Annotated in this window: 22 protein-coding genes and 1 pseudogene; 13 read left to right on the top strand and 10 right to left on the bottom strand. The window is 64.0% G+C overall.

What is annotated here, in order from left to right; genetic code table 11:
• The first annotated feature begins 26 nt into the window (after nt 1–26).
• From X738_RS68750 to X738_RS68765, 4 genes are read left to right on the top strand one after another with little or no spacing between them, the layout of a single operon-like run.
• Nucleotides 27–908, top strand: coding sequence for a branched-chain amino acid ABC transporter permease (locus X738_RS68750; RefSeq protein ID WP_023801538.1), 882 nt, complete (start codon nt 27–29; stop codon nt 906–908).
• Nucleotides 905–1,867 carry a branched-chain amino acid ABC transporter permease gene (locus X738_RS68755; RefSeq protein WP_023801539.1) on the top strand — a complete coding sequence of 321 codons (963 nt, stop codon included), beginning with the start codon at nt 905–907 and terminating at the stop codon, nt 1,865–1,867. The genes X738_RS68750 and X738_RS68755 overlap by 4 nt, the downstream gene beginning before the upstream one ends.
• On the top strand, nt 1,864–2,589 hold the full coding sequence (locus X738_RS68760; RefSeq protein ID WP_023801540.1) for an ABC transporter ATP-binding protein: 726 nt from the start codon (nt 1,864–1,866) through the stop codon (nt 2,587–2,589). Before X738_RS68755 ends, X738_RS68760 begins: the two co-directional genes overlap by 4 nt.
• Nucleotides 2,586–3,305 carry an ABC transporter ATP-binding protein gene (locus X738_RS68765; RefSeq protein WP_023801541.1) on the top strand — a complete coding sequence of 240 codons (720 nt, stop codon included), beginning with the start codon at nt 2,586–2,588 and terminating at the stop codon, nt 3,303–3,305. The genes X738_RS68760 and X738_RS68765 overlap by 4 nt, the downstream gene beginning before the upstream one ends.
• On the opposite strand, the gene X738_RS68770 is transcribed toward X738_RS68765, so the two are convergent.
• Together X738_RS68770 and pncA are read right to left on the bottom strand one after the other, a co-directional pair.
• Nucleotides 3,306–4,736, bottom strand: coding sequence for a sodium:proton antiporter (locus X738_RS68770; protein ID WP_023801542.1), 1,431 nt, complete (start codon nt 4,734–4,736; stop codon nt 3,306–3,308). It lies immediately after the preceding gene.
• A 41-nt stretch (nt 4,737–4,777) separates the two neighbouring features.
• A complete protein-coding gene (gene pncA, locus X738_RS68775) occupies nt 4,778–5,377 on the bottom strand; it encodes a bifunctional nicotinamidase/pyrazinamidase (protein ID WP_023801543.1) in 600 nt (199 codons plus the stop codon).
• Between the two features lie 336 nt (nt 5,378–5,713).
• On the opposite strand from pncA, the gene X738_RS68780 reads away from it, so the two are divergent.
• The 6 genes from X738_RS68780 to X738_RS68805 all read left to right on the top strand — a co-directional run bounded on the left by X738_RS68780 (nt 5,714) and on the right by X738_RS68805 (nt 13,000).
• On the top strand, nt 5,714–6,577 hold the full coding sequence (locus tag X738_RS68780) for an FAD binding domain-containing protein (RefSeq protein WP_023801544.1): 864 nt from the start codon (nt 5,714–5,716) through the stop codon (nt 6,575–6,577).
• A gap of 77 nt (nt 6,578–6,654) precedes the next feature.
• Nucleotides 6,655–9,543 (top strand): molybdopterin-dependent oxidoreductase, encoded by a 2,889-nt coding sequence (locus X738_RS68785; protein ID WP_031255790.1) that lies wholly within the window; start codon nt 6,655–6,657, stop codon nt 9,541–9,543.
• Nucleotides 9,540–11,081 carry a hypothetical protein gene (locus tag X738_RS68790; protein WP_023801546.1) on the top strand — a complete coding sequence of 514 codons (1,542 nt, stop codon included), beginning with the start codon at nt 9,540–9,542 and terminating at the stop codon, nt 11,079–11,081. The genes X738_RS68785 and X738_RS68790 overlap by 4 nt, the downstream gene beginning before the upstream one ends.
• 2 nt (nt 11,082–11,083) lie before the next feature.
• A complete protein-coding gene (locus X738_RS68795) occupies nt 11,084–11,965 on the top strand; it encodes a UPF0280 family protein (protein WP_023801547.1) in 882 nt (293 codons plus the stop codon).
• On the top strand, nt 11,958–12,542 hold the full coding sequence (locus X738_RS68800; RefSeq protein WP_023801548.1) for an amino acid synthesis family protein: 585 nt from the start codon (nt 11,958–11,960) through the stop codon (nt 12,540–12,542). Before X738_RS68795 ends, X738_RS68800 begins: the two co-directional genes overlap by 8 nt.
• Nucleotides 12,539–13,000: a MarR family winged helix-turn-helix transcriptional regulator gene (locus tag X738_RS68805; RefSeq protein ID WP_023801549.1), complete on the top strand. Its 462-nt coding sequence runs from the start codon at nt 12,539–12,541 to the stop codon at nt 12,998–13,000. Before X738_RS68800 ends, X738_RS68805 begins: the two co-directional genes overlap by 4 nt.
• Nucleotides 13,001–13,092: 92 nt before the next feature.
• On the opposite strand, the gene X738_RS68810 is transcribed toward X738_RS68805, so the two are convergent.
• The 3 genes and pseudogenes from X738_RS68810 to X738_RS68820 all read right to left on the bottom strand — a co-directional run bounded on the left by X738_RS68810 (nt 13,093) and on the right by X738_RS68820 (nt 17,019).
• Nucleotides 13,093–14,061 carry a substrate-binding domain-containing protein gene (locus X738_RS68810; RefSeq protein WP_023801550.1) on the bottom strand — a complete coding sequence of 323 codons (969 nt, stop codon included), beginning with the start codon at nt 14,059–14,061 and terminating at the stop codon, nt 13,093–13,095.
• Nucleotides 14,058–15,374, bottom strand: a complete 1,317-nt coding sequence (locus tag X738_RS68815) for an ABC transporter permease (RefSeq protein WP_023801551.1) — start codon at nt 15,372–15,374, stop codon at nt 14,058–14,060. Before X738_RS68815 ends, X738_RS68810 begins: the two co-directional genes overlap by 4 nt.
• A pseudogene (locus X738_RS68820) lies at nt 15,371–17,019 on the bottom strand (sugar ABC transporter ATP-binding protein). The gene X738_RS68815 and the pseudogene X738_RS68820 overlap by 4 nt, the downstream one beginning before the upstream one ends.
• Before the next feature lie 219 nt (nt 17,020–17,238).
• Between X738_RS68820 and X738_RS68825 the strand changes: the two are divergent.
• Nucleotides 17,239–18,270: a LacI family DNA-binding transcriptional regulator gene (locus X738_RS68825; RefSeq protein ID WP_023801552.1), complete on the top strand. Its 1,032-nt coding sequence runs from the start codon at nt 17,239–17,241 to the stop codon at nt 18,268–18,270.
• Nucleotides 18,271–18,296: 26 nt separating this feature from the next.
• Here the strand turns inward: X738_RS68825 and X738_RS68830 are convergent, their stop codons facing one another.
• The 3 genes from X738_RS68830 to X738_RS68840 form a co-directional block, all read right to left on the bottom strand.
• On the bottom strand, nt 18,297–19,298 hold the full coding sequence (locus X738_RS68830; RefSeq protein WP_023801553.1) for an LLM class flavin-dependent oxidoreductase: 1,002 nt from the start codon (nt 19,296–19,298) through the stop codon (nt 18,297–18,299).
• Between the two features lie 158 nt (nt 19,299–19,456).
• Nucleotides 19,457–20,620 (bottom strand): AI-2E family transporter, encoded by a 1,164-nt coding sequence (locus X738_RS68835; protein WP_023801554.1) that lies wholly within the window; start codon nt 20,618–20,620, stop codon nt 19,457–19,459.
• Between the two features lie 214 nt (nt 20,621–20,834).
• On the bottom strand, nt 20,835–21,896 hold the full coding sequence (locus X738_RS68840; protein ID WP_023801555.1) for an LLM class flavin-dependent oxidoreductase: 1,062 nt from the start codon (nt 21,894–21,896) through the stop codon (nt 20,835–20,837).
• Between the two features lie 244 nt (nt 21,897–22,140).
• Here X738_RS68840 and X738_RS68845 point away from each other — a divergent pair, with 244 nt between their 5' ends.
• On the top strand, nt 22,141–22,569 hold the full coding sequence (locus X738_RS68845) for a DUF6481 family protein (protein WP_023801556.1): 429 nt from the start codon (nt 22,141–22,143) through the stop codon (nt 22,567–22,569).
• Between the two features lie 85 nt (nt 22,570–22,654).
• On the opposite strand, the gene sugE is transcribed toward X738_RS68845, so the two are convergent.
• Entirely contained in the window at nt 22,655–22,969 is a 315-nt protein-coding gene (gene sugE / locus X738_RS68850) for a quaternary ammonium compound efflux SMR transporter SugE (RefSeq protein WP_023801557.1), read from the bottom strand.
• 179 nt (nt 22,970–23,148) lie between these two features.
• Entirely contained in the window at nt 23,149–23,274 is a 126-nt protein-coding gene (locus X738_RS88460; protein WP_023801558.1) for a hypothetical protein, read from the bottom strand.
• Nucleotides 23,275–23,485: 211 nt separating this feature from the next.
• On the opposite strand from X738_RS88460, the gene X738_RS68855 reads away from it, so the two are divergent.
• A complete protein-coding gene (locus tag X738_RS68855; RefSeq protein WP_023801559.1) occupies nt 23,486–24,316 on the top strand; it encodes a transglutaminase-like domain-containing protein in 831 nt (276 codons plus the stop codon).
• The last annotated feature ends 32 nt before the right edge of the window (nt 24,317–24,348 follow it).

Raw genomic sequence — 24,348 nt, forward strand, 5'->3', positions numbered from 1 at the left:
GCTTGCACCCCGCCAGCGTATAGCCGATGCACTTCGGACCCCACCTCCTCCTCGCCGCCCTCGAAGGCCTCGTCACCGCCGCCGTGCTGGCGCTGACGGCGCTTGGGCTGTCGCTGGTGTTCGGCGTCATGCGCGTCGTCAATGTCGCCCATGGCGAGTTCTTCATGCTCGGCGCGGTGCTTGCCTGGGCGATCTCCACGGCGATATCAGGCCATCCGGCGCTCGGCTTCCTCGCAGCCCTGGTGCTGGCGCCGCTGATCGTCGGCCTGATCGCGCTCGTCTCCGAACGGCTGGTGCTGCGCCGGCTGAATTACAATCCGGAAGCCACCATCGTCGCCACCATCGGCATGCTCTACATCATCCAGCAACTGGCGCTGACCTTTTATGGTCCGGAGGCACGGCCGGTGGAGCCGCCCTTCAGCTACCGCATCCTTTTGCCGTGGTTCGGCTACTCCGGCTACAAGCTGTCGATCATCGCCGCATCCACGCTTCTGCTGGCGGCGACCTGGTTCGTGCTGACGCGTACGAAAATCGGCCTCGTCATGCGCGCCACGCAATATGACAGCGAAACGGCGCAGGCCTTCGGCATTCCGGTCGACCGCGTCTATGCCGGCGTCTTCGCGCTCGGCGCCATGCTGGCGGCGGTGGCTGCGGTGCTGATCGTGCCGATCAGCCAGGCGCATTATCTGATGGGGCAGGACCCGCTGCTCTTGTCCTTTATCGTCGTCATCATCGGCGGTCTCGGCTCGCTGCGCGGCACCGTCGTCGCTGCCGTGCTCATCGGCCTGTCGGATGGCATCATCTCGGTGTTCTTCTCGCCGACGCTGGCCAAGATCATCGCCACGCTGCTGGTGGCCATGGTGCTGGTATTCCGGCCGCAAGGCCTGTTCGGGACGGCATCGCGATGAAGGAGGCTTCACCGGCAAAGGCCTATGCATTGCATCTGGGCGTCATCGTCCTGCTGTTCGCGCTGAGCTTCGTCCTGCCGGAATATCACCACGGGCTGCTCGCCCGCATCATGGTGCTGGCGGTTTTCGCCATGGGCTACAACATGCTGTTCGGCTATGTCGGGCTGCTCAGCCTCGGCCATGCCATGTTCTTTTCGGCCGGGCTCTATGGCGCCGGCCTTGCCGTCATCCACCTCGGCTGGAGCGTGCCGGCCGCCTTCGCCGCCGGGCTTGCCTGCGGCGCGGTTCTCGCGCTGGTGATCGGCGTGCTGGCGCTGCGCACTTCCGGCGTCGCCTTCATGATCGTCACCATGATGTTCGCGCAGGTGTTCTATCTCATAATCCTCTATCTCGCGGCCTGGACCGGCGGCGATCAGGGCCTGGTGGTGCCGCAGTCGGCGCGTGTGCTTGTTTTGGGCGACACCTCGCTCGGCCTCACCAATCCGACCGTGCGCTACATGAGCGCGCTGGTCCTGTTCTCGATCGTGCTGCTGGTGACGCTCGCCGTCGTCCGCTCCAGGCATGGCCGTGTGCTGGTCGCCATTCGCGAGAACGAGGAGCGGACCAAAATGCTGGGCTACGACACTTTTTCCAACAAGCTTGCCGCGGTCGTCATCTCCGGCACCATCTGCGCGGCTTCGGGCGCCGCCTACGCGCTGCTGTTCGGGTACGTCGGCTCGACCTTCGCCTCGGTGCAATATTCCATTCTGCCGCTGCTCTGGGTGCTGCTCGGCGGTGCTGCGACCACGCTCGGTCCGCTGATCGGCACGCTGTTCATGTACTATGTCGTCGACATCACCAGCGGCTACACCTCGGCCTATCTGCTGATAGTCGGCATTGCCCTCATCGCGCTGGTGCTGTTCTTTCCCAAGGGCGTTCTCGGCACCATCCGCCAGCGCTGGCTCGGATGGCTGCCATGATGCCGCTGCTGACGACCAAAGGCCTGTATCGCAATTTCGGCGGCCTGCGCGCCGTCGATGGTGTCGATTTCGCCCTCATGCCGGGCGAGATCCGCGCCGTCATCGGCCCCAATGGCGCCGGCAAGACCACCTTCGTCAGCCTGGTCAGCGGCCGCATCCAGCCATCGTCGGGCATGATCGTCTTCGACGGCGCCGACATCACCAACCTGCCGGCCTACGCCAGGGTTCGCCTCGGCATCGCCTACACCTTCCAGATCACCAGCGTCTTTGCCAACCTCACCGCCTACGACAACGTTGCGCTGCCTGTGCAGCGCACGCTGACCGACGGCCGCTCGAAGGGTGCCGTGCATGTCGGCGTCATGGCGGCGCTCGAGCGCACTGGCCTTGCCGACCGCGCCCACATGCCGGCCGGGCAATTGTCCTATGGCCATCAGCGCCTGCTCGAAGTGGCGATGGGGCTGGCGCTGAAGCCGCGCCTGCTGATCCTCGACGAGCCGACGCAGGGGCTGGCCGACAGCGAGATCGACAATTTCATCGGGCTGGTGCGCGAGATCGCAAAAAGCGCCACCGTGCTTCTGATCGAACACAACATGCCGGTGGTCATGCAGCTTGCCGACCGCATCACGGTCTTCAACGCCGGCAAGATCCTGGCCGAAGGCACGCCCGAGCAGGTCCGCGCCAATACGCAAGTGCAGGACGCCTATCTGGGGACGACCGCATGACGCAAACGCGGGCTGAAGCACTGATCGTCTCCGGGCTCGATTGCTTCTACGGCGAGGTCCAGGTGCTCTACGGCCTCGACCTCGTGCTGAACAAGGGCGAGGTGCTTTGCTTGTTCGGCCGCAACGGCGCCGGCAAGACGACGACCCTGAAGGCGATCATGGGCCTCGTTCCGTCACGCGCCGGCTCGATCAGGCTCGACGGCAGGGAATTGACCGGCCTGCCGGCGCACGACGTGCCGAAGGCCGGCGTCGCCTATGTGCCGCAGGGCCGGCGGCTGTTCGCTGAGATGACGGTGGCCGAAAACATCGAGATTGGCCTGATGGCCCGTGGCAAGGGCAAGGCGACGCGCGAAAACGTGCTCGAGCTCTTCCCGCTGCTGCGCCAGCGGCTGAGACAACGCTCCGGCACGCTGTCGGGCGGCGAGCAGCAGATGCTGGCCATGGCGCGGGCCCTGTGCCTCGAACCGCAGGTGCTTCTGCTCGACGAGCCGACCGAAGGGCTGATGCCGTCGATGATCGCAAAAATTCGCGAGACAGTAGCGAAGCTGCGCGACCTTGGCGTCTCGACGATCCTGGTCGAGCAGCGCGTCGATGCCGTGCTGTCCGTCGCCGACCGGGTCGCGTTCATCGAAAACGGCCGCAACCGCGAGACCGTCGATGTCGAGGAGCTCCGCGCCGATCCGTCGGCGGTCCGCCGCTATGTCGGCGTCGGCTGATCAGCGAAAGAACAGGAAACCCGCGATCAAAAATATCGGGACCAGCACCGCGCCCGACCATGCCATGTAGCCAAAGAAGCCCGGCATTTTCACGCCGCGATGCCTGGCAATGGCGTAAACCATGAAATTCGGTGCATTGCCGATGTAGGTGTTGGCGCCCATGAACACCGCGCCGGCCGAGATCGCCGCCAGCGTCGAGGCGAAGGTGGTCATCAGATGCTGCGGATCGCCGCCGGCGAGCTCGAAGAACACCAGATAGGTCGGCGCATTGTCGAGGAAGGAAGATAGCGCTCCGGTCATCCAGAAATACGCCAGGTCGTTGGGCTCACCGGTGGGCGAGCTGACAAGCGAGACCAGCGGCGCCAGCGCGCCATCGGCACCGGCCCTGAGAATGGCGATGACCGGCACGATGCAGATGAAGATGCCGGCGAACAGTTTCGCCACCTCTGATATCGGCTCCCAGTGGAAGTTGTTCGCCTGCCGGTGGCTTTTCTGCGAGACGCCGAGCGAAAGGAACGCAAGCGCCAGGATGATGGCGTCGCGCACAAGGTTCTGCAATTCAAGGCTCACGCCCTGGACCGAGAAAGCCACGCCCGGCTTCCAGGTCGCGGAAAGCAGGATCGCGCCGATCACCCCGGCCAGCAGCGGGAGGTTGGCCAGGCCTCGGATGCGCACCTTCGTGTCCGGTGTCGGATCCTTGATCTTCGGTGCGCCGGCCTCGCGGTGATGCAGGATGATGTCCATGGCAAGGAAGACGGCCAGCACCAGGCCGCCGACGAACAGTGTCTCCTGATAGAGATTGGCAGCGGTCCAGAAGAAATCGACGCCGCGCAGGAAGCCGACGAACAGCGGCGGATCGCCCAGCGGCGTCAGCGAGCCGCCGATGTTCGACACCAGGAAAATGAAGAAGATGACGACATGAGCGTTGAACGGCCGGTTGTCGTTGGCGCGCAGGATCGGCCGGATCAGGATCATCGAGGCGCCGGTCGTGCCGATGACCGAGGCGAACATCGCCCCGATCAGCAGCAGTCCGGCATTCACCAGCGGCGTGCCGTGGATGTTGCCGGCGACGAGGATGCCGCCCGAAATGGTGAACAGCGCAAACAGAAGAATGATGAACGACATGTATTCGGTGAGCAGCGCATGCAGCACCGCCTCTGTAGCCGAAGCCATGCCGAACGCCAGCGCCAGAGGCACGACCGCAAGCGCCGCCCAGAACAAGGTGATCTTGCCGTAGTGGTGCTCCCAGACATGGTGGAAGAGCAATGGCCCGGTGGCGATCGACAGAAGCAGGCCGGCAAAGGGCAGCGCCCACCACAGCGACATTGTTTCGCCCGGCAGCTCGTGGGCTTCGGCTGCAAGCGCCATTCCCGGAAACAGGGTTGCGAATGCCACCACAGCGCCCGCTGTCAAAGCCGCCGCAAACCGCATAATGCCCCCTGTGGAATTGTGTCGAATGCGATCGGTGATGTTCAAGCCAGCGTCACGCCGGCATCGCGCATTCGGTTCAGCATCGTCTCGAGTGAGCCATTGAGATCGATGCCGCGGCAGGCGTCGAGCCGCACTGTCGTGTGAAAGCCGTGCTTGACCGCATCGAGCGCCGAGAAGGCGACGCAATAATCGGTCGCCAGGCCGACCAGGGTCAGCGTGTCGATGCCGCGCTCCTTGAGATAGCCGGCAAGGCCGGTCGGCGTCGCATGGTCGTTCTCGAAGAAAGCCGAATAGCTGTCGATCTCCGGACGGAAACCCTTGCGGATCACCAGTTCGGCCCTGGTCCAGGCAAGACCCGAATGGAAATCCGAACCCAGGCTGCCCTGGATGCAGTGGTCGGGCCACAGCGTCTGCGGGCCGTACGGCATTTCAATCGTTTCGAACGGCTGCTTGCCGGGATGACTGGAGGCAAAGCTCGAATGGCCGGCGGGATGCCAGTCCTGCGTCAGCACGACATGTTCGGTCCGCCGGATCAGGTCGTTAATCAGCGGCACGATCTCGTCGCCGCCGGCAACCGCCAGCGCGCCGCCCGGGCAGAAATCGTTCTGCAGGTCGATGATGACAAGCGCTTCGTCGGCCATGCAGCCTCCCTCTTGTTGTCGCGGAGGCATGACCCGAACCGAAAATCGCCGGTGTTCGATCCTGCCGAAATTGCCGCTGGCGCGACCGATGCAGAAACTTGACCAGATGGCCGGCTGCGTCAACTCCAAGGGCGTAACAAATGTGCGTGCCGTCGCGCCGATGCCGACGCTGGCGCCAAAACGCGCCAAAACTCCGGCTTTGACAAATCCTGCGGGCTTGATATCATTTGCATACGAATGAATTTGACCGGTTTCGGATGCCGGAAGCATCCGTCTGGAACCCTTTTCTGGGAAGGCCCATTTTTGGGAAGGCCATTGTTTCTGGGAAGGCAAGGCGTGATCCGTTACGCGAAACCCACCACGGTCGACGAGGCGCTCGCTTTGCTTGGCGAGGCTCGGTGGCGCATCCTTGCCGGCGGCACCGATTTCTATCCGGCACAAGGAGCCAAGCCTTTCCGCGACAATGTCCTCGACGTCAACGGTCTGGCGACCCTGCGCGGCATTGCTGAGACCGGCAGCCATTGGCTCATCGGCGCGCGCACGACCTGGACCGATCTTGTCCGTCATCCGCTGCCGACGGCTTTCGATGCGCTGAAGCAGGCGGCGCGGGAAGTCGGCTCCGCCCAGATCCAGAACGTCGCCTCCATCGCCGGCAACCTCTGCAACGCTTCGCCGGCGGCCGACGGCGTGCCGGCGCTGCTGGTTCTCGACGCCGAGGTCGAGCTGCGCTCGCTGGCGACGGTCCGCCATCTGCCGCTGGAAAAATTCATCCTGGGGAACCGCCGCACGGAACTGCAGCCGGGCGAAATGGTCACCGCCATCCGCGTGCCGAAAGAAGCGGCCACCGGCACGTCGGCTTTCGAAAAACTCGGCGGGCGCCGCTATCTCGTCATTTCGATAGCCATGGCGGCGGCTCGCTTGATTATTGAGGATGGCATCGTCGCCAACGCCGCCGTCGCCGTCGGCTCCTGTTCGGTCGTCGCCAAGCGTCTCTCGGGCGTCGAAGCAGCTTTGCGCGGCCTCCCGGTCAACGACGCTCTCGTCGCTGCGATCCAGTCCGCACCGATGGACGAGCTTTCGCCGATCGACGACGTGCGCGGCAGCGCCGAATACCGGCTCGACGCCGCGCGCGAGATCGTCGTCCGTGCCGTGCTCGGTGCCGCGGGCCACGCGTCGGTCGAGAAGGTAGCGGCGGCATGAGCCAAGCTCCTGGCATGACCAAAATGCAGTCTGAGGTGACTGAAGCTCAGACTAGCATGAGCCCAGATCAGCCTGGCATGAGCATGGCTCAGACTGGCGTGAGCATGGAGCGCGCCGAAATCGCCTTTGAGGTCAACGGCGCCGCCGTTTCTGTCTGCGTGCCGCCGGTTCGCCGCCTCTCTTCGGTGCTGCGTGACGAATTGCGCCTGACCGGCACCAAGGTCGGCTGCGACGCCGGCGACTGCGGCGCCTGCACGGTGCTTGTCGACGGCGAACCCGTCTGCGCCTGCCTGATGTCTGCGGGTTCTGCCGCCGGCACAGTGGTGACCACGGTCGAGGGTCTCGCCAACGGCAGATTGTCGGCGCTGCAGGCCTCGTTCCTCGACCATGGCGCGGCGCAATGCGGCATCTGCACACCCGGCCTGCTCATTGCGGCGACAGCGCTTCTGGAGAAGAACCCCAATCCAACTGAGGCCGAAACCCAGGATGCGCTGGGCGGCGTCCTCTGCCGCTGCACCGGCTATCGCAAGATCATCGCTGCGGTGATGGATGCTGGACGGTTCGCTGATGAAGGGTCGAACGGCGGCGCTGCCCCTCATCCGCCTGCCGGCACCTTCTCCCCGTATAATGACGGGGAGAAGGGACAAGCACCAGCGCCGGCCCCCCCCTTTCTCCGTTCTCTCGGTCTTGACCGCAGAATGCCAATCTCGGGCCACGCCGTCGGCTCCTCTCCAATTCGCCTCGACGGCCTGCCTAAAATCACCGGCGGCGAAAAATTCGGCGGCGATTCCTTTCCGGCCGATGCGCTGGCGGTGCTGGTGGTTCGCTCGCCGCATTATCACGCCCGCTTCGCCTTCGGCGATCTCGATGCCTGGATGAAAGCTAATCCCGGCATCGTCGGCGTCTTCACCGCCGCCGACTTTCCGGGAAAGAACTGCTTCGGCGTCATTGCGCCTTTTGCCGACCAGCCGGCGCTGGCCGAAGATTTTTCGCGCTTTCGCGGTGAGGCGGTGGCGTTGGTTGCCGGCGAGCGCGAGACCATCCTCGATCTCGACCTTTCGGATTTTCCAGTTCGTTGGACCGAATTGCCGCACCTTCTGCAGCCTAGCGAGGCGCAGGCCTGCGGGGCAAAACTGATCCACGAGAATCGGCCGGCAAACCTGCTCACCACTGGCTTCGTCGAGCGCGGTGACCCTGAAGCCGCGCTTGCCGGCGCTGCGTTCACTGTTTCCGGCGCCATCGACACGTCCTATGTCGAACACGCCTATATCGAGCCGGAGGCCGGCTATGCCTATGTGGACGGCGACACGCTGGTCGTCGTCGCCTGCACGCAGGCGCCCTATATGGACCGCGACGACGTCGCAAAAGTGCTTGGCCTTGCCGTCGACAAGGTGCGGATCGTGCCGACCGCCACCGGCGGCGGCTTCGGCTCCAAACTTGACGTTTCGTTGCAGCCGCTGATCGGTCTGGTCGCCATGAAAACCGGGCGGCCGGCAGCACTTGCCTATACCCGTCATGAATCGATGATCTCGACCACCAAGCGTCATCCCGCCGAGATGAAGGCGACGATCGGCGCCGATGCCGATGGTCGCGTCACCGGCATGTTCTTCGCAGGCGATTTCAACACCGGCGCCTATGCGAGCTGGGGACCGACCGTCGCCAACCGCGTGCCGGTGCATGCCTCCGGTCCCTATGCGACGCCGAATTATCGGGCCGAGGGCCGCGCCATCCACACGAATGGGCCGATCTCCGGTGCCTTCCGCGGTTTCGGCGTGCCGCAGGCGACGATCATGCAGGAGACGCTCTATGACGAGCTTGCCGCAAAGCTTGGGCTGGACCGGCTCGATTTTCGCCTGAAAAACTGCCTTCGTAACGGATCCGAAACGGTCACCGGCCAGAGGCTGGAATCGGGCGTCGGCATCGCCGAGTGCCTCGAAGCGCTGCGCCCGCATTGGATGCGTGCGCTTGTCGATGCCGATACAGTCAACAGTGCCAATGACAGCAGGAAACGCGGCGTCGGCGTCGCCTCCTGCTGGTATGGCTGCGGCAACACCTCGCTGCCCAATCCGTCGACCATCAGGGTCGGCATCTCGGCTGAAGGCGATGTCGTCCTGCATCAGGGCGCGGTCGATATCGGGCAAGGTTCGAACACGGTCATTGCGCAGATCTGCGCCGACGCGGTCGGCCTGCCGCTCGAAAAATTCCGCTTGAAAAGCGCCGACACGGCGATCACGCCGGACGCCGGCAAGACGTCCGCCTCGCGTCAGACCTTCGTGACCGGCAAGGCCGCCGAAAAGGCCGGCCGTGCCTTGCGCGAGACTATGCTGCGCTTCGCCAATGTGTCGGAGAGAGCGGCGATCGCTCTGGATGGCGCAAGCCTGGTCATCCGCGAGGGCGAAGCGACACGGCATATCGATTTGTCCACGCTGAAGGCCGATGCCGACGGCTTGGTCTTTCGCGCTGAGGAAAGCTATGACCCGCCGACCCTGCCGCTCGACGCCAGGGGCCAGGGCAAGCCTTACGCCGTCTATGGCTACGGCGCGCAGATCGCCGAACTGGAGGTCGACCTCAAGCTCGGCACGGTGAAGCTGATCAAGATCACCGCAGCGCATGATGTCGGCAAGGCGATCAATCCGCTGCTCGCCGAAGGCCAGATCGAGGGCGGCATCGCGCAAGGCATCGGCATGGCGCTGATGGAGGAATACATCCCCGGCCGCACCGAGAATCTGCACGACTACCTGATCCCGACGATCGGCGACGTGCCGCCGATCGAGACCATCCTGATCGAAGTTCCGGATCCGGAAGGACCCTTTGGCGCCAAGGGCCTGGGCGAGCATGTGCTGATCCCGACGGCACCGGCGATCCTCAATGCCATCCGCCATGCCACCGGCGTCCTGGTCAGTAGAATTCCGGCGACGCCGAGCCGCATCCGCGCCGCGATACGCGACAAGGAGGCACGCCGATGAGCGAGCTTGCCGAACGCTTCGAGACGCATGATCCCGGCGAGAAGCAGGTGGCGGAAAAGATCCGCTGCGATGCCTGCCCGGTCATGTGCTACATAGCAGACGGCCGCACCGGCGCCTGCGACCGCTACGGCAATGTCGGCGGCAGGATCGTGCGGATGGATCCGCTGACCATCCTCGACCACGCGACCGAGACCGGCGGCGCTGTCGTGCCGTTTGTCGCTGAGGGCGAAGAATGGGACGGCGAACTGGTCAACACCGGCCGCCGCTTTGTCACCGCGATCGGCGCCGGCACCACCTATCCCGACTACAAGCCGGCGCCTTTCATCGTCAGCCAGGAGGTCGAAGGCGTCGATCTCGTCACCGTCGTCACCGAGGGCATCTTCTCCTACTGCGGCGTCAAGGTGAAGATCGACACCGACCGGCATATCGGCCCCGAAACGGCGACGGTCCGCGCGGCGGGCGAGGCGATCGGCCATGTCACCACAGGCGAATACGGCTCGCAGATGCTGTCGCTGGGCGGCGTGCATCATCTGACCGGCGGATCCAAGGCCGAAGGTCGCGCCACCTGCGATGCGCTGCTCAATCTATGCAACCGCAAGCCGGTCGAACTCACCATCGACGGCGGTGCCACGGTCATCGTCGAAGCCGGCAAGCCGCCGGTCATCGACGGTCAGCTTGAACAGCGGATGCGGGTCGGCTGCGGCTCGGCCACCATCGGCATGTTCGCCACCCAGTGGCGCGGCCTGGTCGACGAGGTGGTGGTGGTCGACGACCACATCACCGGCGTCGTCTCCGAGCATCAGGCAGGCAAGGTGCTCGGCTGGCAGGACACGGGGATAAAAATCATCGGCCGCCGTTCGACGCCGGGCCGCTATTTCAAGGTGTCGGAGCCCGGCCTCGGCTGGGGCGGCACCAGCATTTCCGACCCTCTGTCGATCCTTGGCGAATGGAATGCGAAGAAGGGCGCGCGTCCCGGCCTGTCGCTGCTGATGGTCTCGACCACCGGCGAGCAGTTCGCCTATTACGAGCTCGACGACGCCTTGAAGCCGGTGCAAAAACCGTTCCCCGAGCGGCTGCAGAAATCCGTCGGCCTGATCGAGGACAATTGCGAGCCGGCTCTGTGCACCGTGCTGTTCGTCGGCGGCGCCGGCGGCTCACTGCGTGCCGGCGTCACCGAGAACCCGGTCAATCTGACCCGCTCGGTGCAGGGCCTGACGACGTATGTGACGGTCGGCGGCGCGCCGGTCTATGTCTGGCCGGGCGGCGGCATCACGCTGATGGTCGATGTCGCCCGTGTGCCGGAAGGCGCCTTCGGCTATGTGCCGACCCCGGCGCTGGTGGCGCCGATCGAGTTCACCCTGCACCGCGACGATTATATCAGGCTCGGCGGTTACGAAGCCGAGATCCGCAGCGTTGACGACATTCTCGCCAAAGGCGGCGAGTATCTCAACCCGCGCCGCGGCACGTCTGCGCCGGCCAGCAATCCATGGCCGCCGCTGGCGCAGTTGCGGCGCGCAGCGGCAGACGGGGCAAAGTAGTGATGAACGGCCCGCAGGCGCATTGGCTTGAGGACGGCAGCCGGCTGCATCTCAATCATGGCCCGATCGACCTGATCGTCGAGGCATTTGGCGAAGCGGACGAACGCCGCGCCGCCTATGGCCAGGCGGTGGCGCGGTTTCAAACAATCCTGCAGGAGCTCGTAGACGAACTGCCGGAACTGCGCCGGCCGGCCTCGTCGCGGTCCCGTGCTTTCGCTGGCCCGACGGCGCGACGCATGGAAGCGGCGGTTGTTCCGCTGGCGAAACAATTCATCACGCCGATGGCTGCGGTCGCCGGTTCGGTAGCCGACGAAATGCTTGGCGCGCTGCTGGCCGGTCGCCGGCTCGATCGCGCTTACGTCAACAATGGTGGCGACAGCGCGATCCATCTCGGCAACGGCCGGTCCATAACGCTTGCCGTTGTCGGGACGGGTCATGGCCTGGCAGATCGGATCATAATCCGTGCCGAAGACGGGATCCGCGGCATCGCGACCAGCGGCTGGCGCGGCCGTTCCTTTTCGCTCGGCATCGCCGACGCTGTCACCGTGCTGGCGCGGACCGGTGCTGAAGCCGATGCCGCCGCCACCCTGATCGCCAACGCCGTCGACCTGCCCGGCCACCCTGCCATCGAGCGCATGCCGGCGCGCGATCTGGCGCCCGACAGCGACCTCGGCGATCGCCTGGTTACCCAGGGCGTCGACGCGCTTTCTGCCAGTGAAATAGCCGCCGCGCTGGACAGCGGGCACGCTGTCGCCGAAGAGTTTCGGCGGCATGGCCTGATTGCCGCTTCAGCCTTGTTCCTTGCCGGTCAGGCACGGATCGCCGGTCCCCTGGCGCTCGTTGCGCCCAACGAGAAATCAAGGAAGGAAATTGCTCATGCCTGAGTTTGCGATCCGCAAGATTGCGGTGCTGACCGAGGAGATATTTCATGAGGGTGGGCCGGTGGCGAAGGTGCCGCGCCGCCGCGCCGCCGCGATGGCGGTGGTCAACAACCCATTCGCCGGCCGTTACGTGGAAGACCTGCAGAGCGCCATGGACGATCTGAAGCCGCTCGGCCTGCTGCTCTCCGACAAGCTCATCGCCGCATTGGGCGGCGACGTGAAGCAGATCGACGGCTACGGCAAGGGCGCCATCGTCGGTATCGCCGGCGAGCTGGAGCATGGCGCGCTGTGGCATGTGCCTGGCGGCTATGCCATGCGCGAGCGGCTCGGCGACGCCAAGGCGATCGTGCCGTCGGCAAAGAAGGTCGGCGCCTTCGGCGCGCGGCTCGACGTGCCGCTCGGCCATATCAACGCCGCCTATGTGCGCAGTCATTTCGATGCCATGGAGGTCGGCATCAGCGACGGACCTCGTCCCGACGAGATCCTGTTCTGCCTCGCCATGACCTGCGGCCCGCGCGTGCACGACCGCATGGGCGGCCTCGCGGCAAAGGACATCAAGGCATGGGACGGACTGCGGTGAGCGCCGAAGACGTCAAGCTCAAGCTTGTCGAGGCCGAGGAGCCCGACGAGAACGATTACCGCCTGCAGGAGCAGGTCGGCTTCATCCTGCGCAAGGCACACCAGCGCCATGTCTCGATCTTCGCCGGGCACATTGCCGACCTGACACCGCCGCAATTCGCCGCCCTGGCCAAATTGCACGATGTCGGCGAGACCTCGCAGAACCAGCTTGGCAGCCTGATCGCCATGGACGCGGCGACGGTGAAAGGTGTCATTGACCGGCTCAAGGCGCGCGGCCTTGTCGAGCTTTCAAAGCATGAGGTCGACAAAAGGCGCCTGCTGGTCAATCTGACCGCTGAAGGCCGCAAAGCCGTCGAGCGGCTGATCCCGATCGCCCGCGAGATCACCGAGGAAACGCTGGCGCCGCTTTCGGCCAAGGAGGCCGCCATTTTCATGAGGCTTTTGGCCAAGCTGGCGTAAGCGCGGCCTTGGTCAGTGCTGCCCCTCACCTGCCTGCCGGCATCCTCTCCCCGTAGAACGGGGAGAGGGGCGCCGTCATCGACGACTTCGCCTCAGAGCCCGTGCTCCTTCAGGATCTGCGCGGCATTTTCCTTGGTGATCTTCTGTGTCGGCAGCGTGATGGTCTTTTCCACCTTCTCGCCGTTCAGGAACTTGATCGCCTGCCGCAGCCCTTCGGCACCCGGCGTCACATAGGTGAACGTCGCCGTCAGCTCGCCATTGGCAACAAGCTGCACGCCTTCATTGGGCAGGCCGTCGATGCCGATGAACTTGATGTCCTTCTCGCGTCCGACATCCTTGGCGGCAAGGTAGGCGCCGTAGGCCATCGGGTCGTTATGACCATAGACGAGGTCGATCTTCTCGTTGTTGCGCAGCGCCGTGGCCATGATGTTATAGGCCTGGTCCTGTTTCCAGTCGCCCGACTGCTTGTCGAGCAAATATTTAATGCCCGGCTCCTTGTCGGTGAATTCATGGAAGCCTTCATGGCGGTCATGTGCCGGCTGGGTGCCCATGCCGCCCCAGATCTCGACGACATTGCCTGATGCCTTGCCCTTGCCGCCGAGCAACTCGACCGCGTATTCACCGGCAGCCCGGCCGATCAGCTTGTTGTCGCCGCCGACGAACTGCGTGTAGTCCTTGGTCTCGACGTTGCGGTCGAGCACGAAGACCGGGATCTTGGCGTCGATCGCCTGCTGCACGACGCCGGTCAACCCCGCGGATTCCTTCGGCGACACCAGCAGCGCATCGACTTCCTGGCGGATCAGGTTCTCGACATCGGCGACCTGCTTTTCCGTCTTGTCCTCACCGTCGGTGATGATCAGCTCGACTTCCGGATGCTTGGCGGCCTCAGCCAGGATGTCCTTGTTGAACTGGGCGCGCCAAGGCTCGATGGTCGTCACCTGCGAGAAGCCGATCTTCCACTTCTTGCCCTGCGCGTAGGCGTTGCCGCTGGTCAGAAGCGCGGTCGTGGTCATGAGCGCCGCTGTGACAGCGGCAAGCTTCAGCAGTTCACGTCGTTTCATTTCTTGTTTCCTCCAAGATTTAGAGACGGGGTCTCTTTCGACGGCCGCTTTGCTGCGGTCGTTTCCTTGTGCGCCGTTTTTCCAAAGGGCAGGCGCAGATAGTAGAGAAGATCACCGGCATTGCGTTCCTGGACGAGCACGGTGCCGATGATGATCATCCCCTTCAGCACGAGCTGAAGGTTCGAATTGATGTTGTGCAATTGCAGGATGTTCGAGAGCAGTCCGAAGATCAGCACGCCGCAGAATGTGCCGATCAGGCTGCCGCGTCCGCCCATCAGGCTGGTGCCGCCGATGACCACGGCGGCGATGGCATCGAGCTCCAGCCCGGCGCCGGCATCCGGCTTGCCTTGCCTGTATTGCGCGACATAGAGCACTGCCGCCACGCCGGCCAGCAGCCCGGATACCGCGTAGGTGGCGATCTTGACGCGGCCGGCGGCGATGCCCGACAGCCGCGCCGCCTCTTCATTGCCGCCGATGGCGTAGACGTAGCGGCCGAACGGGGTGAAGCGCAGCACCGCGCCGTAGATCAGGATCGCTCCGAGGAAGAACAGGCCCGGCATCGGGATCACGCCGAACACCAGCGAGCGCAGCATTTCGAAATCGGCGGTGGCGTTCGACCCGGTGTAGACCGGCAGCACTGCATTGTTCTGGCCGGCGGTCAGCCGGGCGATGCCGAGCGCCGTCACCATCATCGCCAGCGTGACGATGAAAGGCTGCAGCCGCCCGGCAACGATGATGAAGCCGTTGAGCGCGCCGAACAGCAGGCCGACGCAAGGCGCCACCAGCAACACGCCGAGCACGCCGAATTTCGAGCCGACCTGCGGCAGCAGGAACCACAGCACCAGACTGCAGAGGATCACCCCGACAATGCCGGGCGTGACCAGCCCACGAACGCTGTCCAGCCTGACGGCGTGGGTGGCCTGCGGGCCGGCGCGCGATTTTTCGATGTTCAGGAAGATGAAGCGGGTGACCAGGATGCCGAGGCAAAGGGCGACCACGGCAACTGTCGGCACCCCCAGCACCGCCGCCGGCGTGACGCCCGGAACCGTCAGCAGCATGGCGCAGACCACGGTGCAGATCGCCATCAGCGAGCCGACGGAAAGATCGATGCCGCCGGTGATGATCACCGCCGTCATGCCGGTGGCGATCAGGCCGGTGGTCGACACCTGACGCAGCACATCGAGCAGATTGCCGTAGGACAGGAAGATGTTGTTGCCCTTGGAACTGATCGGCGAGCCCAGCACGCCGATCAGGAAGATGGCGATCAGGCCCCAATAGAGCTTCGTCCGCGACAGGATGTTCAAGATGCTCATGCTGCGGGTCTCGTCATGGTCCGGCGCGGCGCCGCGAGCCGCATGATGGCCTCCTCACTGGCTTGCGCGCGGGAAAGGATTCCCGTCTGGCGACCATCGGCCATGACCAGGATGCGATCGGAAAGAAGCAGCAGCTCCGGCAATTCCGAGCTGATCACGGCGATGGCGAGCCCGTCTCGCGCCAGCTTGAAGATCAGGTCGTAGATCTCCCGCTTGGCGCCGACATCGATGCCGCGTGTCGGCTCGTCCAGCAGCAGCACCCGCGGCCGCGTCGCCAGCCACTTGCCGATGACGACCTTCTGCTGGTTGCCGCCGGACAGNCCCGCGGCCGCGTCGCCAGCCACTTGCCGATGACGACCTTCTGCTGGTTGCCGCCGGACAGGGTGCCGGCCGGCTGCTCGATGGTCCCGCAGCGAATGCCGAGCGCCTTGACCGCCTGCCGCGCCAGGCCTTGCTCGGCGGCCCGCGAGCGAAGCCCGAACCGGGCCAGCGTGCCGACCAGCGGCAGCGCGACATTGTCGGTGATCGAGGCCTGAAGATGCAGGCCCTGCGTCTTGCGGTCCTCGGTCACCAAGGCGATGCCGAGCCGGCGGGCGTCGCGCGGCGAACGGATTTCCACCGGCTCGCCGTCGAGCCGGATTTCGCCGCCGGCGCGGCCGCCGCTGGAGCCGAAGATGGTCTCCAGGATTTCGGTGCGTCCCGAGCCGAGCAGTCCGCCTATCCCCAGAATTTCGCCTTCGGCAAGATCGAAGGCGACGCCGTCGAGCGCGGTGCGCCAGCCGTGGCGGTTTGGTTTCGACAGCGATAGGCCGCCTACGGAGAGAACGACCTTGCCGCTGGGACCACGCTCTTCCTGGGAAGAGGCAAGCAGGTTGCGCCCGACCATCGCCGATATGATGGTATCTTCGTCGAGCTTTGCCATCGCCTCGGTCAGCACGCGGCGTCCATCGCGAAACACGGTGACCCGGCTGGCCAGATGCATGACCTCGTCGATGCGGTGCGAGATGTAGATGATCGCCACCCCGTTGTCGGCGAGCTGGCGGATGATCCGGAACAGCCTCTGGCATTCGGCCGGCGAAAGCGCGGAGGTCGGCTCGTCCATGATCAGGATGCGCGCCGACATCGACAATGCCTTGGCGATCTCGACCAGCTGCTGCTCGCCGACACGTAGGCTGCCGACCCGCGCTTCCGGGTTGAGCTCGATGCCGAGCCTCTGCAGCAGGGCGCCTGCGGCATGGCTGCTTGCCTTGCGGTCGACGATAAGTCCGGCGATCAGCTTCTCGCGCCCGAGGAAGATATTATCGGCAACGCTGAGCTCGGGAACGAGATTGAGCTCCTGGTGGATGATGGCGATGCCGGCATGCTCGGCGTCGCGCACCCCGGCGAAACGGACCAGATGGGCATCGACGTTCACCGTTCCGTCGTAATCCGTATAGATGCCGGAGAGGATTTTCATCAGCGTCGACTTGCCGGCGCCGTTTTCCCCCATCAGCGCATGGATCTCGCCGCGCCGCAGCTCGAAGCCGACATCGACAAGTGCGGCGATGCCACCGAAGGTCTTGGAGATGTGCTCGGCGCTCAGAACGACAGCCGAGCGGCCGGCGGCCGCATCATCTCCGGACGTGATGGAATTGCCATGCTCCATGACAAGAACGGCCTCCCTTCCGTTGTCGTCGAACATCTCAAACGCTAATCTAAACGTTTCGAACATGTCAAGTCGCTATCTAATGAGGCGGGATTGATGCATTTCAATTCTTGCACAAATCCGCAGGATTCCTTAGGTATTGCAGCCAGAGGGCGATGAAACGTTTCGAAAATGATGGCGTCAGGACGAAAAAAGCAGCGAAAGTCCACGGCCCCCACCATGCTGCACGTGGCTGAAGTGGCGCGTGTTTCGGTCGCCACCGTCTCGGCGCTGATCAACGGCACCGCGACCGTCAGTCCCGAGCTCAGCCAGCGCATCGAACAGGCGATCCGCGACATCGGCTACAAGCGCAACGCGATCGCCCGCAGCCTGAAGATGGGCACGACCCGCACCATCGGGCTGACCGTTCCCCACATCACCAATCCGTTCTTCACCGATGTCGTTTCGGTCATCCAGCAGGCATTCGACCGCGCCGGCTATGCGGTCATGCTGTGCTGCACGGACGAGGACCTGAACACGCAGGACGACCAGATCAGGCTGCTGCTCGACCGAATGGTCGACGGACTGATTGTTGCGCGCGTCGGCGACGGCGCGATCCTGAAGAGAATTGTCGACGACGCCAACGTGCCGGTGGTGCTGCTCGACCGCGTTTGCGAAGGCGTCGATACCGACGCGGTCGTTCTCGACAACCAGCGCGCGGTGTTCGACGCCATCACCTATCTGATCGATCTCGGCCACCGGCGGATCGGCTACATCTCCGGCTCGTTCGACATCTCGCCCATGCATGATCGCATGACGGGATATCGCGAGGCGCTCCAGGCTGCCGGCCTGCCGGTCGAGAGCGAGCTTGTCCGCTTCGGCAATTTCCATGAAGTCGACGGCTACAACGCGACAATGCAGCTGCTTTCGCTGCACGACCGCCCGAGCGCGATCTTCTCGGCCAACAACCCGATGGTGATCGGCACCATGAAGGCGATCCGCGATATCGGGCTGTCCTGCCCCGAGGACATTTCGGTCGCCTGCTTCGACGATTTTCCGTGGTCGGACGTGTTCCAGCCGCAATTGACCACGGTCGCACAACCGGTCAAGGCGATCGGTGAGCAGGCGGCCAATCTGCTGCTCGACCGGCTCGCCGGAAACAGGGACGCGCCGCCGCGCAAGCTGACGCTCAAGGGACGCCTGATGATCCGCAATTCATGCCGGCCGCTGGGCGCGCCGCTGGGGGCGATCGCACAAAGCGTCAGCGCCTAACGCGCCTTCGCAGCCTCGCAAAAAAGTCAGGCAGCTTCCGACAGCGATTTGTGGACGTCGGCCAGGATCTCGAAGGATCGCACCCGCGCTGCGTGGTCGAAAATCTGCGCGGTGACCATCAGCTCGTCGGCGCCGGTGCGCTGCGCGAACGCCTCGATGCCTTGCCTGACCGTTTCCGGGGCGCCGACGACGGCGCAGGACAGCGCTTGGCCGAGCATGGTTTTGGCCATCGGGTCGAGGTCGCGCTCATATCCGTCGACCGGCGGCGGCAAGCGGCCGGGCCGGCCTGTGCGCAGATTGACGAAGGCCTGCTGCAGCGAGGTGAACAACAGCCGCGCTTCGGCGTCGGAGGGTGCAGCGAACACGTTGAGGCCGAGCATGACATAGGGCTTGTCGAGCTGTTTCGAGGGCTGGAAGCGCGAGCGATAGATCTCCAGTGCGTGGTCGAGTTCGGCCGGCGCGAAATGCGAGGCGAAGGCGTAGGGCAGGCCGAGCATGGCTGCGAGCTGCGCACCATAGAGGCTCGAGCCCAGAATCCAGATCGGCACCTGCTCGCCCTCGCCGGGCACGGCGCGGATACGCTGACCGTCTTCGGCCGGCTGGAAATAGCCCATCAGTTCGATGACATCCTGCGGGAAACTGTCGGCGCCGGCGTCGAGGTTGCGGCGCAGCGCACGCGCCGTGCCCATGTCGGTGCCCGGCGCCCGGCCGAGGCCGAGGTCGATGCGGCCTGGATGCAACGCGTTAAGTGTGCCGAACTGCTCGGCAATGACCAGCGGCGAATGGTTGGGCAGCATGATGCCGCCGGCTCCGACGCGTATCGTTGTGGTGCCGCCGGCGACATGGGCAATGACGACGGAGGTGGCGGCGCTGGCGATGCCCGGCATATTGTGATGCTCGGCCAGCCAATAGCGCCTGTACCCCAGCCGCTCGGCATGGCGGGCGAGATCGAGCGAATTGGTGAGCGATTGCGAAGCGTTGCTGCCTTCGACGATCGGCGACAGGTCGAGAACCGAAAGTGCGGTCATGGGCGGGGATCCTGTGGACGGGAGGGATGTAGGAACCGACCGCGACGGCCGCAAATTCAAAAAATTGAACTGACGCCCATGAGTCCACTCAAGCAAAAAGGGACGCTCTGGAATTTAGTATCCACGGCTGCCTGCCGCAGCTTATCCCGCTTCTCGGATCATGCGCCCGCAGCCGTGTCGGTTTCTGAAATCTCTTCGTCCTCAACCGCCGTATGTTGCGCCGCCAGGAAATTGCCGACATGGCTGAGCTCGTCGAAATGATCGCAGAACACCTTGATGACGACCAGCAGCGGCACCGCCATCAGCGCGCCGACGAAACCCCACAGCCAGGACCAGAAGGCAATGGCGATGAGGATCGCCACGGCGTTGATCTCTAGGCGCCGGCCAACCACCGTCGGCGTCACGAATTGGCCCTCGACGGTATCGCACAACAGCACGAAGGCCGGCGCCAGCAGCGCGTAGGAGATGCTGTCGAAGCTGATCAGCGCGATGATCGTGACAAGCGTGATTGTAATCAGCGCCCCGATATAGGGCAGGAAATTGAGCAGAGCCGCTGCTGCGCCCCAGACCTGCGGGTTGGGCATGCCGAGTGCCCATAGGCCGAGTCCGATGACCACGCCCAGGCATGTATTGATGATGGCGACGGTAAGCAGATAGTGCGAGATTTCACGTTCGACGTCATAGACGACGCGCAGTGCCCGCTTCTTATCGCTGAGACTGGGGAAGGATTCGACGATCTTCTCATAGAACATCGTGCCGGACGCGAGCAGGAACAGCGACAGGACGAAGACGATGATGAGGCTGGTGCCCGCCGACAGCAAATTGCCGGCGGCTTGCGAGAGGATGCCCGATTGCGCCATGGCTACCCTCTGGACGCCCGGCCCTTGGGAGGTCTGCGTCAGTCCCTCTATCTGCCGCGAAATCTCCATGATCCTTTCGAAAGGACGCCGCAGTTGCGCGAGACGTTCGGTCAGCTGCTGGCCAATCACCGAGGTGTTGTTGATGAGGTCGATGACCGGGCCGCTGAGCAGATAGCCGGCCACGGCAAGGATGCTGACCGACAGCACCACCAGCAGTGTCGCCGATAGCACATCGGGCATGCCGTGTTTGCGCAGGAAGCGGACGATCGGCGTCAGCGTCAGCGCCAGCAGGAAAGCCAGGATGACCGGCATGAAGAAGGCACGGGCGAAGGAGAGCGCGTAGATCGCCATAAGGATGAAGATGCCGACTAGCAGCGAACGTATCAGGTGCATGTCCGCACGCGCCTCGACGCGCGGATCGGGGCTCTCGGCAGCGCCCGAAGCGGCGGGTTCGGCTTTCATTCTGGCCCTCGGCGGCACACTGCGATTGGTGTACGCTGTTGGCGGAAACGCCTTTGCGGCTTCAAGGTTCCGTTGGAGCGACGTGCGTCCACTTGGACGCTCAAAGTACGCTCTAACGCTTTGAATTTACCATCGGCCCGAAAATCGATTCCGATTTTCGGCCGATGCGTTAGCCGGCGCTGACGATGACCTTAGGCCCTACCTGGCCGGCGAGTCAGGCGGCCGGCGCGGCAACGGTGGGGATCGCCTTCGCCGTTTCCTTGCGCACGATCGGTGCCACCTTGGTGCCGTAGAGTTCGATCGCCTTCATGATCTTGGCGTGCGCCATGGTGCCGATCGCCATTTGCAGCAGGAAGCGGTCGTTGCCGAATATCCTGTGCTGGGCAACGATCTTTTCGGCCACCTGTTCGGGGTTGCCGACGAACAGCGCGCCGTTCGGGCCGCGCGACTGGTCGAAATGTGCTCTCGACGTCGGACCCCAGCCGCGCTCGCGGCCGATGCGGTTCATCACCTCGGCCTGCGGCCCATAAAAATCGTCGGCCGCCTGGTCGGTGGTCGCGGCAATGAAGCCGTGCACGTTGAGGCTGGTGGCCAGACCAGCCGGATCGTTGCCAGCCCGTTTGGCCGCTTCCCTGTAAATATCGAACAGCGGCGCGAACCGCGCCGGCTCGCCGCCGATGATGGCCAGCGCCAGCGGCAGCCCGAGCGCACCGGCCCGCGCGGCGGATTGCGGCGTGCCGCCGATCGCGATCCAGATCGGCAATCTGTCCTGGAACGGGCGGGGGTAGACGCCGCGATCGTTGATCGGAGCGCGCAGCCTGCCCGACCAGCTCACCTTGACATGATCGCGGACGGCAAGCAGCAGATCGAGCTTTTCGGCAAAGAGCTCGTCATAGTCCTCAAGATCGTAGCCGAACAGCGGAAAGGATTCGATGAACGAGCCGCGCCCAGCCATAATCTCGGCCCGGCCGCTGGAAAGAAGGTCGAGCGTTGCAAACTGCTGGAAGACACGGACCGGATCGTCGGATGACAGTACAGTGACCGCGCTGGTCAGCTTTATGCGCCTGGTGCGTTCGGCCGCCGCGGCCAGGGCCACGACTGGCGCTGAAGCCGCATAATCGGGACGGTGATGCTCGCCCAACCCAAACACGTCGAGGCCGACCTGGTCGGCCAGCTCGATCTCCTCGATCAGGTTGCGCAGCCGCTCATGCGCACCGATGGCGCCTGGGCCTGATTCCGGGCTGACGTCGGCGAAGGTGTAGAGACCGAGTTCCATCATCTGTCATCCTGGTGTTTTGTTCTGGTGTTTTGTTTTTCGCGCTACAGGTAGCGACCAGTCCGCCGCGCCGCCAGAGGGTCGGATGGTGAACAGTGCATGTCCGTTTCAGCCGAATTCAGCCGAAAAGGCGTCTCCCGGCTGCAACAGCTCAGAATTTCATGGCTGGCATACCGTTTTGGCGCTTGAACTCTGGGTTTTCACGCGTATGTAAGCCTCGCAAATTGACTCCAGGGAAGTGGACTTGGCTATCTATAGGGAAAAAGACGTTTTCGAGCGGCGCAATGCCGCAAACGAGGCAAAGAAGGCGCTTCTCGAGCGCTTCAAGGCAAAGCCGGCAGCGGACGATCCAGCGGTGCTGGCACGACAGGCCGAACGCAAGGCGATCCTCGAAGCCCGTGCGATACGCGAGGCCGAAAAGGCCAGGCTGAAGCAGGAGAAGCTGGCGCGCGAAGCGGCCGAAAAGGCCGAGCGCGAAGCTGCTGCCGAAGCCGCGCGGATTGCTGCGGAAGAAGCGGCGCAGGCGGAAGCGAAGATCCGGGAAGCCGAAGAGAACGAGCGCATCGCTCGTTTGCTTGCCGACGAGGCCGAGCGCAAAGCCAAGCGCGACGCGCGCTATGCGGCGCGCAAGCAGCGCACCGGCAGGACGCCTCCGGGCTTTTCCGCTCGCTAGCGCTCCAAGCGCGATTCACCAATCAAATTCAGGGCCGCCTTGCAGCGGCCCTGAAGGCGTTTGTGCTGCTGCCTTGCAGCAAGAACTAGGTCGCGAGTTTCAATCCCATGATGCCGCAGACGATGAGTGCGATGCAGGCCAGCCTGATCGCGGTCGCAGGCTCACCGAGCAGCCAGATGCCAAGCAGCGCCGTGCCGACGGTGCCGATGCCGGTCCACACCGCGTAAGCCGTGCCGACCGGCAGCGTCTTCAGCGCCAGTCCGAGCAAGGCGAGACTGACGACCATTGAGGCAACCGTCAGGACGGTCGGAAGCGGCTTCGAAAAACCGTCAGTGTATTTGAGGCCGATCGCCCAGCCGATCTCGAACAGGCCAGCGAAGAAGAGAAGAATCCACGACATCGGAACGCTCCATTGGATTGCGGGTCGTCCCGGTCTTTTCGGAAAGCGCGAAGTCGTCTTCGCGGCATTGATTCAGAAATGCCCAATCAACAGCAGCGCCGACAGCACTTCAGGACCAGTCGCTGAATGTCGATGGTCCTGGAATGCCGTCGGTCATGACTGCGCCGAAACGCCGAGGCTTACTTGTCCTTGAGTTTGGTCGCCTTGACGGGCGGCGCTTTCAGGGTCGGGGCAGCGGCAGGTTTCTTCGCGTCCTTCTTCGGCTTGCGGGCTTCCTTGCCCGCCTTCATCGCACCTTTAGCCATGATTCGTTTCCTCCAATTGTGGCAAGCGAAATGAACCAAGAGAAACGCTCGACCGCAAGAGGCATAATCTGGCGCCGGCGCCAGCCGTTGGCTGTCAACCGTTTCTAAATCGCTCGTAAACCGCGCTGGTCCGTGCGATGATCTTTTTTGCGCTGCAGCAACGGCCCGTGCCTTCGCCGGGTGGTGATCCGGCAGGACGGTCAGGACGATAATGCGAATCCATATCGGCTGCGAGATGAGCTTCGACTTTCCGCAGGAAACGCCGCTGATCGCGATGCTCAACGTTCACTATTCCCGCGCGTCCGATCTCGAGCGGCCGGATTTCCTGACTTCGAACCCACCGGTGCCGATCGAGAGCTACCGCGACAGTTTCGGCAATTGGTGCAACCGCCTTGTCGCCCCTCCCGGTCGCTTCACCTTCGGCACGGACGCGGTGATCCGCGATCCCGGAAGTTTTGAGATGGGCGATCTGCTGGCGTGGCAGCACGAGGTGCGCGACCTGCCGTCGGAGACGCTGCTGTTCCTGCTGCCGAGCCGCTATTGCGAGAGCGACGTGCTGGCGAACGAGGCGTGGCGGCTGTTCGGCCACTCACCGCTCGGTATTCCACGCGTGCAGGCGGTCTGCGATTTCGTCCACAACCACATCATCTTCAACTACGGCAACGCGCGGCCGACGCGCACGGCAGCAGAGGCCTATCGTGAGCAAAGCGGCGTTTGCCGCGACTTTGCCCATCTCGCCGTCGCCTTCTGCCGCGCCTTGAATATCCCGACACGCTATTGCACCGGATACATCAGCGACATCGGCTTGCCGAAACCGTGGTCGGACATGGATTTCGCTGCCTGGATGGAGGTCTATCTCGGCGGCCGCTGGCATGCCTTCGATCCGCGCAACAATGCGCCGCGCATCGGCCGCATCCTGATCGCCTCCGGCCGCGACGCAGCCGATGTGCCGCTGACCCATATCTTCGGGCCGGGTATGCTGGCCGGTTTCAAGGTCTGGACTGATGAAATCATCGAACAGGCGTCGGCGCCGCAGTCTTGAACCACAGCATGCTTCGCGCGTTGTGATTGCCG

The sequence above is a fragment of the Mesorhizobium sp. L48C026A00 genome, assembly GCF_000502375.1.
Lineage (GTDB): Bacteria > Pseudomonadota > Alphaproteobacteria > Rhizobiales > Rhizobiaceae > Mesorhizobium > Mesorhizobium muleiense.

Coding starts and splice junctions, on each gene's coding strand:
- X738_RS68750 (WP_023801538.1), top strand. CDS start 27: ATGCACTTCGGACCCCACCTCCTCCTCGCCGCCCTCGAAGGCCTCGTC.
- X738_RS68755 (WP_023801539.1), top strand. CDS start 905: ATGAAGGAGGCTTCACCGGCAAAGGCCTATGCATTGCATCTGGGCGTC.
- X738_RS68760 (WP_023801540.1), top strand. CDS start 1,864: ATGATGCCGCTGCTGACGACCAAAGGCCTGTATCGCAATTTCGGCGGC.
- X738_RS68765 (WP_023801541.1), top strand. CDS start 2,586: ATGACGCAAACGCGGGCTGAAGCACTGATCGTCTCCGGGCTCGATTGC.
- X738_RS68770 (WP_023801542.1), bottom strand. CDS start 4,736: ATGCGGTTTGCGGCGGCTTTGACAGCGGGCGCTGTGGTGGCATTCGCA.
- pncA (WP_023801543.1), bottom strand. CDS start 5,377: ATGGCCGACGAAGCGCTTGTCATCATCGACCTGCAGAACGATTTCTGC.
- X738_RS68785 (WP_031255790.1), top strand. CDS start 6,655: ATGAGCATGGCTCAGACTGGCGTGAGCATGGAGCGCGCCGAAATCGCC.
- X738_RS68790 (WP_023801546.1), top strand. CDS start 9,540: ATGAGCGAGCTTGCCGAACGCTTCGAGACGCATGATCCCGGCGAGAAG.
- X738_RS68795 (WP_023801547.1), top strand. CDS start 11,084: ATGAACGGCCCGCAGGCGCATTGGCTTGAGGACGGCAGCCGGCTGCAT.
- X738_RS68800 (WP_023801548.1), top strand. CDS start 11,958: ATGCCTGAGTTTGCGATCCGCAAGATTGCGGTGCTGACCGAGGAGATA.
- X738_RS68810 (WP_023801550.1), bottom strand. CDS start 14,061: ATGAAACGACGTGAACTGCTGAAGCTTGCCGCTGTCACAGCGGCGCTC.
- X738_RS68815 (WP_023801551.1), bottom strand. CDS start 15,374: ATGAGCATCTTGAACATCCTGTCGCGGACGAAGCTCTATTGGGGCCTG.
- X738_RS68825 (WP_023801552.1), top strand. CDS start 17,239: ATGCTGCACGTGGCTGAAGTGGCGCGTGTTTCGGTCGCCACCGTCTCG.
- X738_RS68830 (WP_023801553.1), bottom strand. CDS start 19,298: ATGACCGCACTTTCGGTTCTCGACCTGTCGCCGATCGTCGAAGGCAGC.
- X738_RS68835 (WP_023801554.1), bottom strand. CDS start 20,620: ATGAAAGCCGAACCCGCCGCTTCGGGCGCTGCCGAGAGCCCCGATCCG.
- X738_RS68840 (WP_023801555.1), bottom strand. CDS start 21,896: ATGGAACTCGGTCTCTACACCTTCGCCGACGTCAGCCCGGAATCAGGC.
- sugE (WP_023801557.1), bottom strand. CDS start 22,969: ATGTCGTGGATTCTTCTCTTCTTCGCTGGCCTGTTCGAGATCGGCTGG.
- X738_RS88460 (WP_023801558.1), bottom strand. CDS start 23,274: ATGGCTAAAGGTGCGATGAAGGCGGGCAAGGAAGCCCGCAAGCCGAAG.
- X738_RS68855 (WP_023801559.1), top strand. CDS start 23,486: ATGCGAATCCATATCGGCTGCGAGATGAGCTTCGACTTTCCGCAGGAA.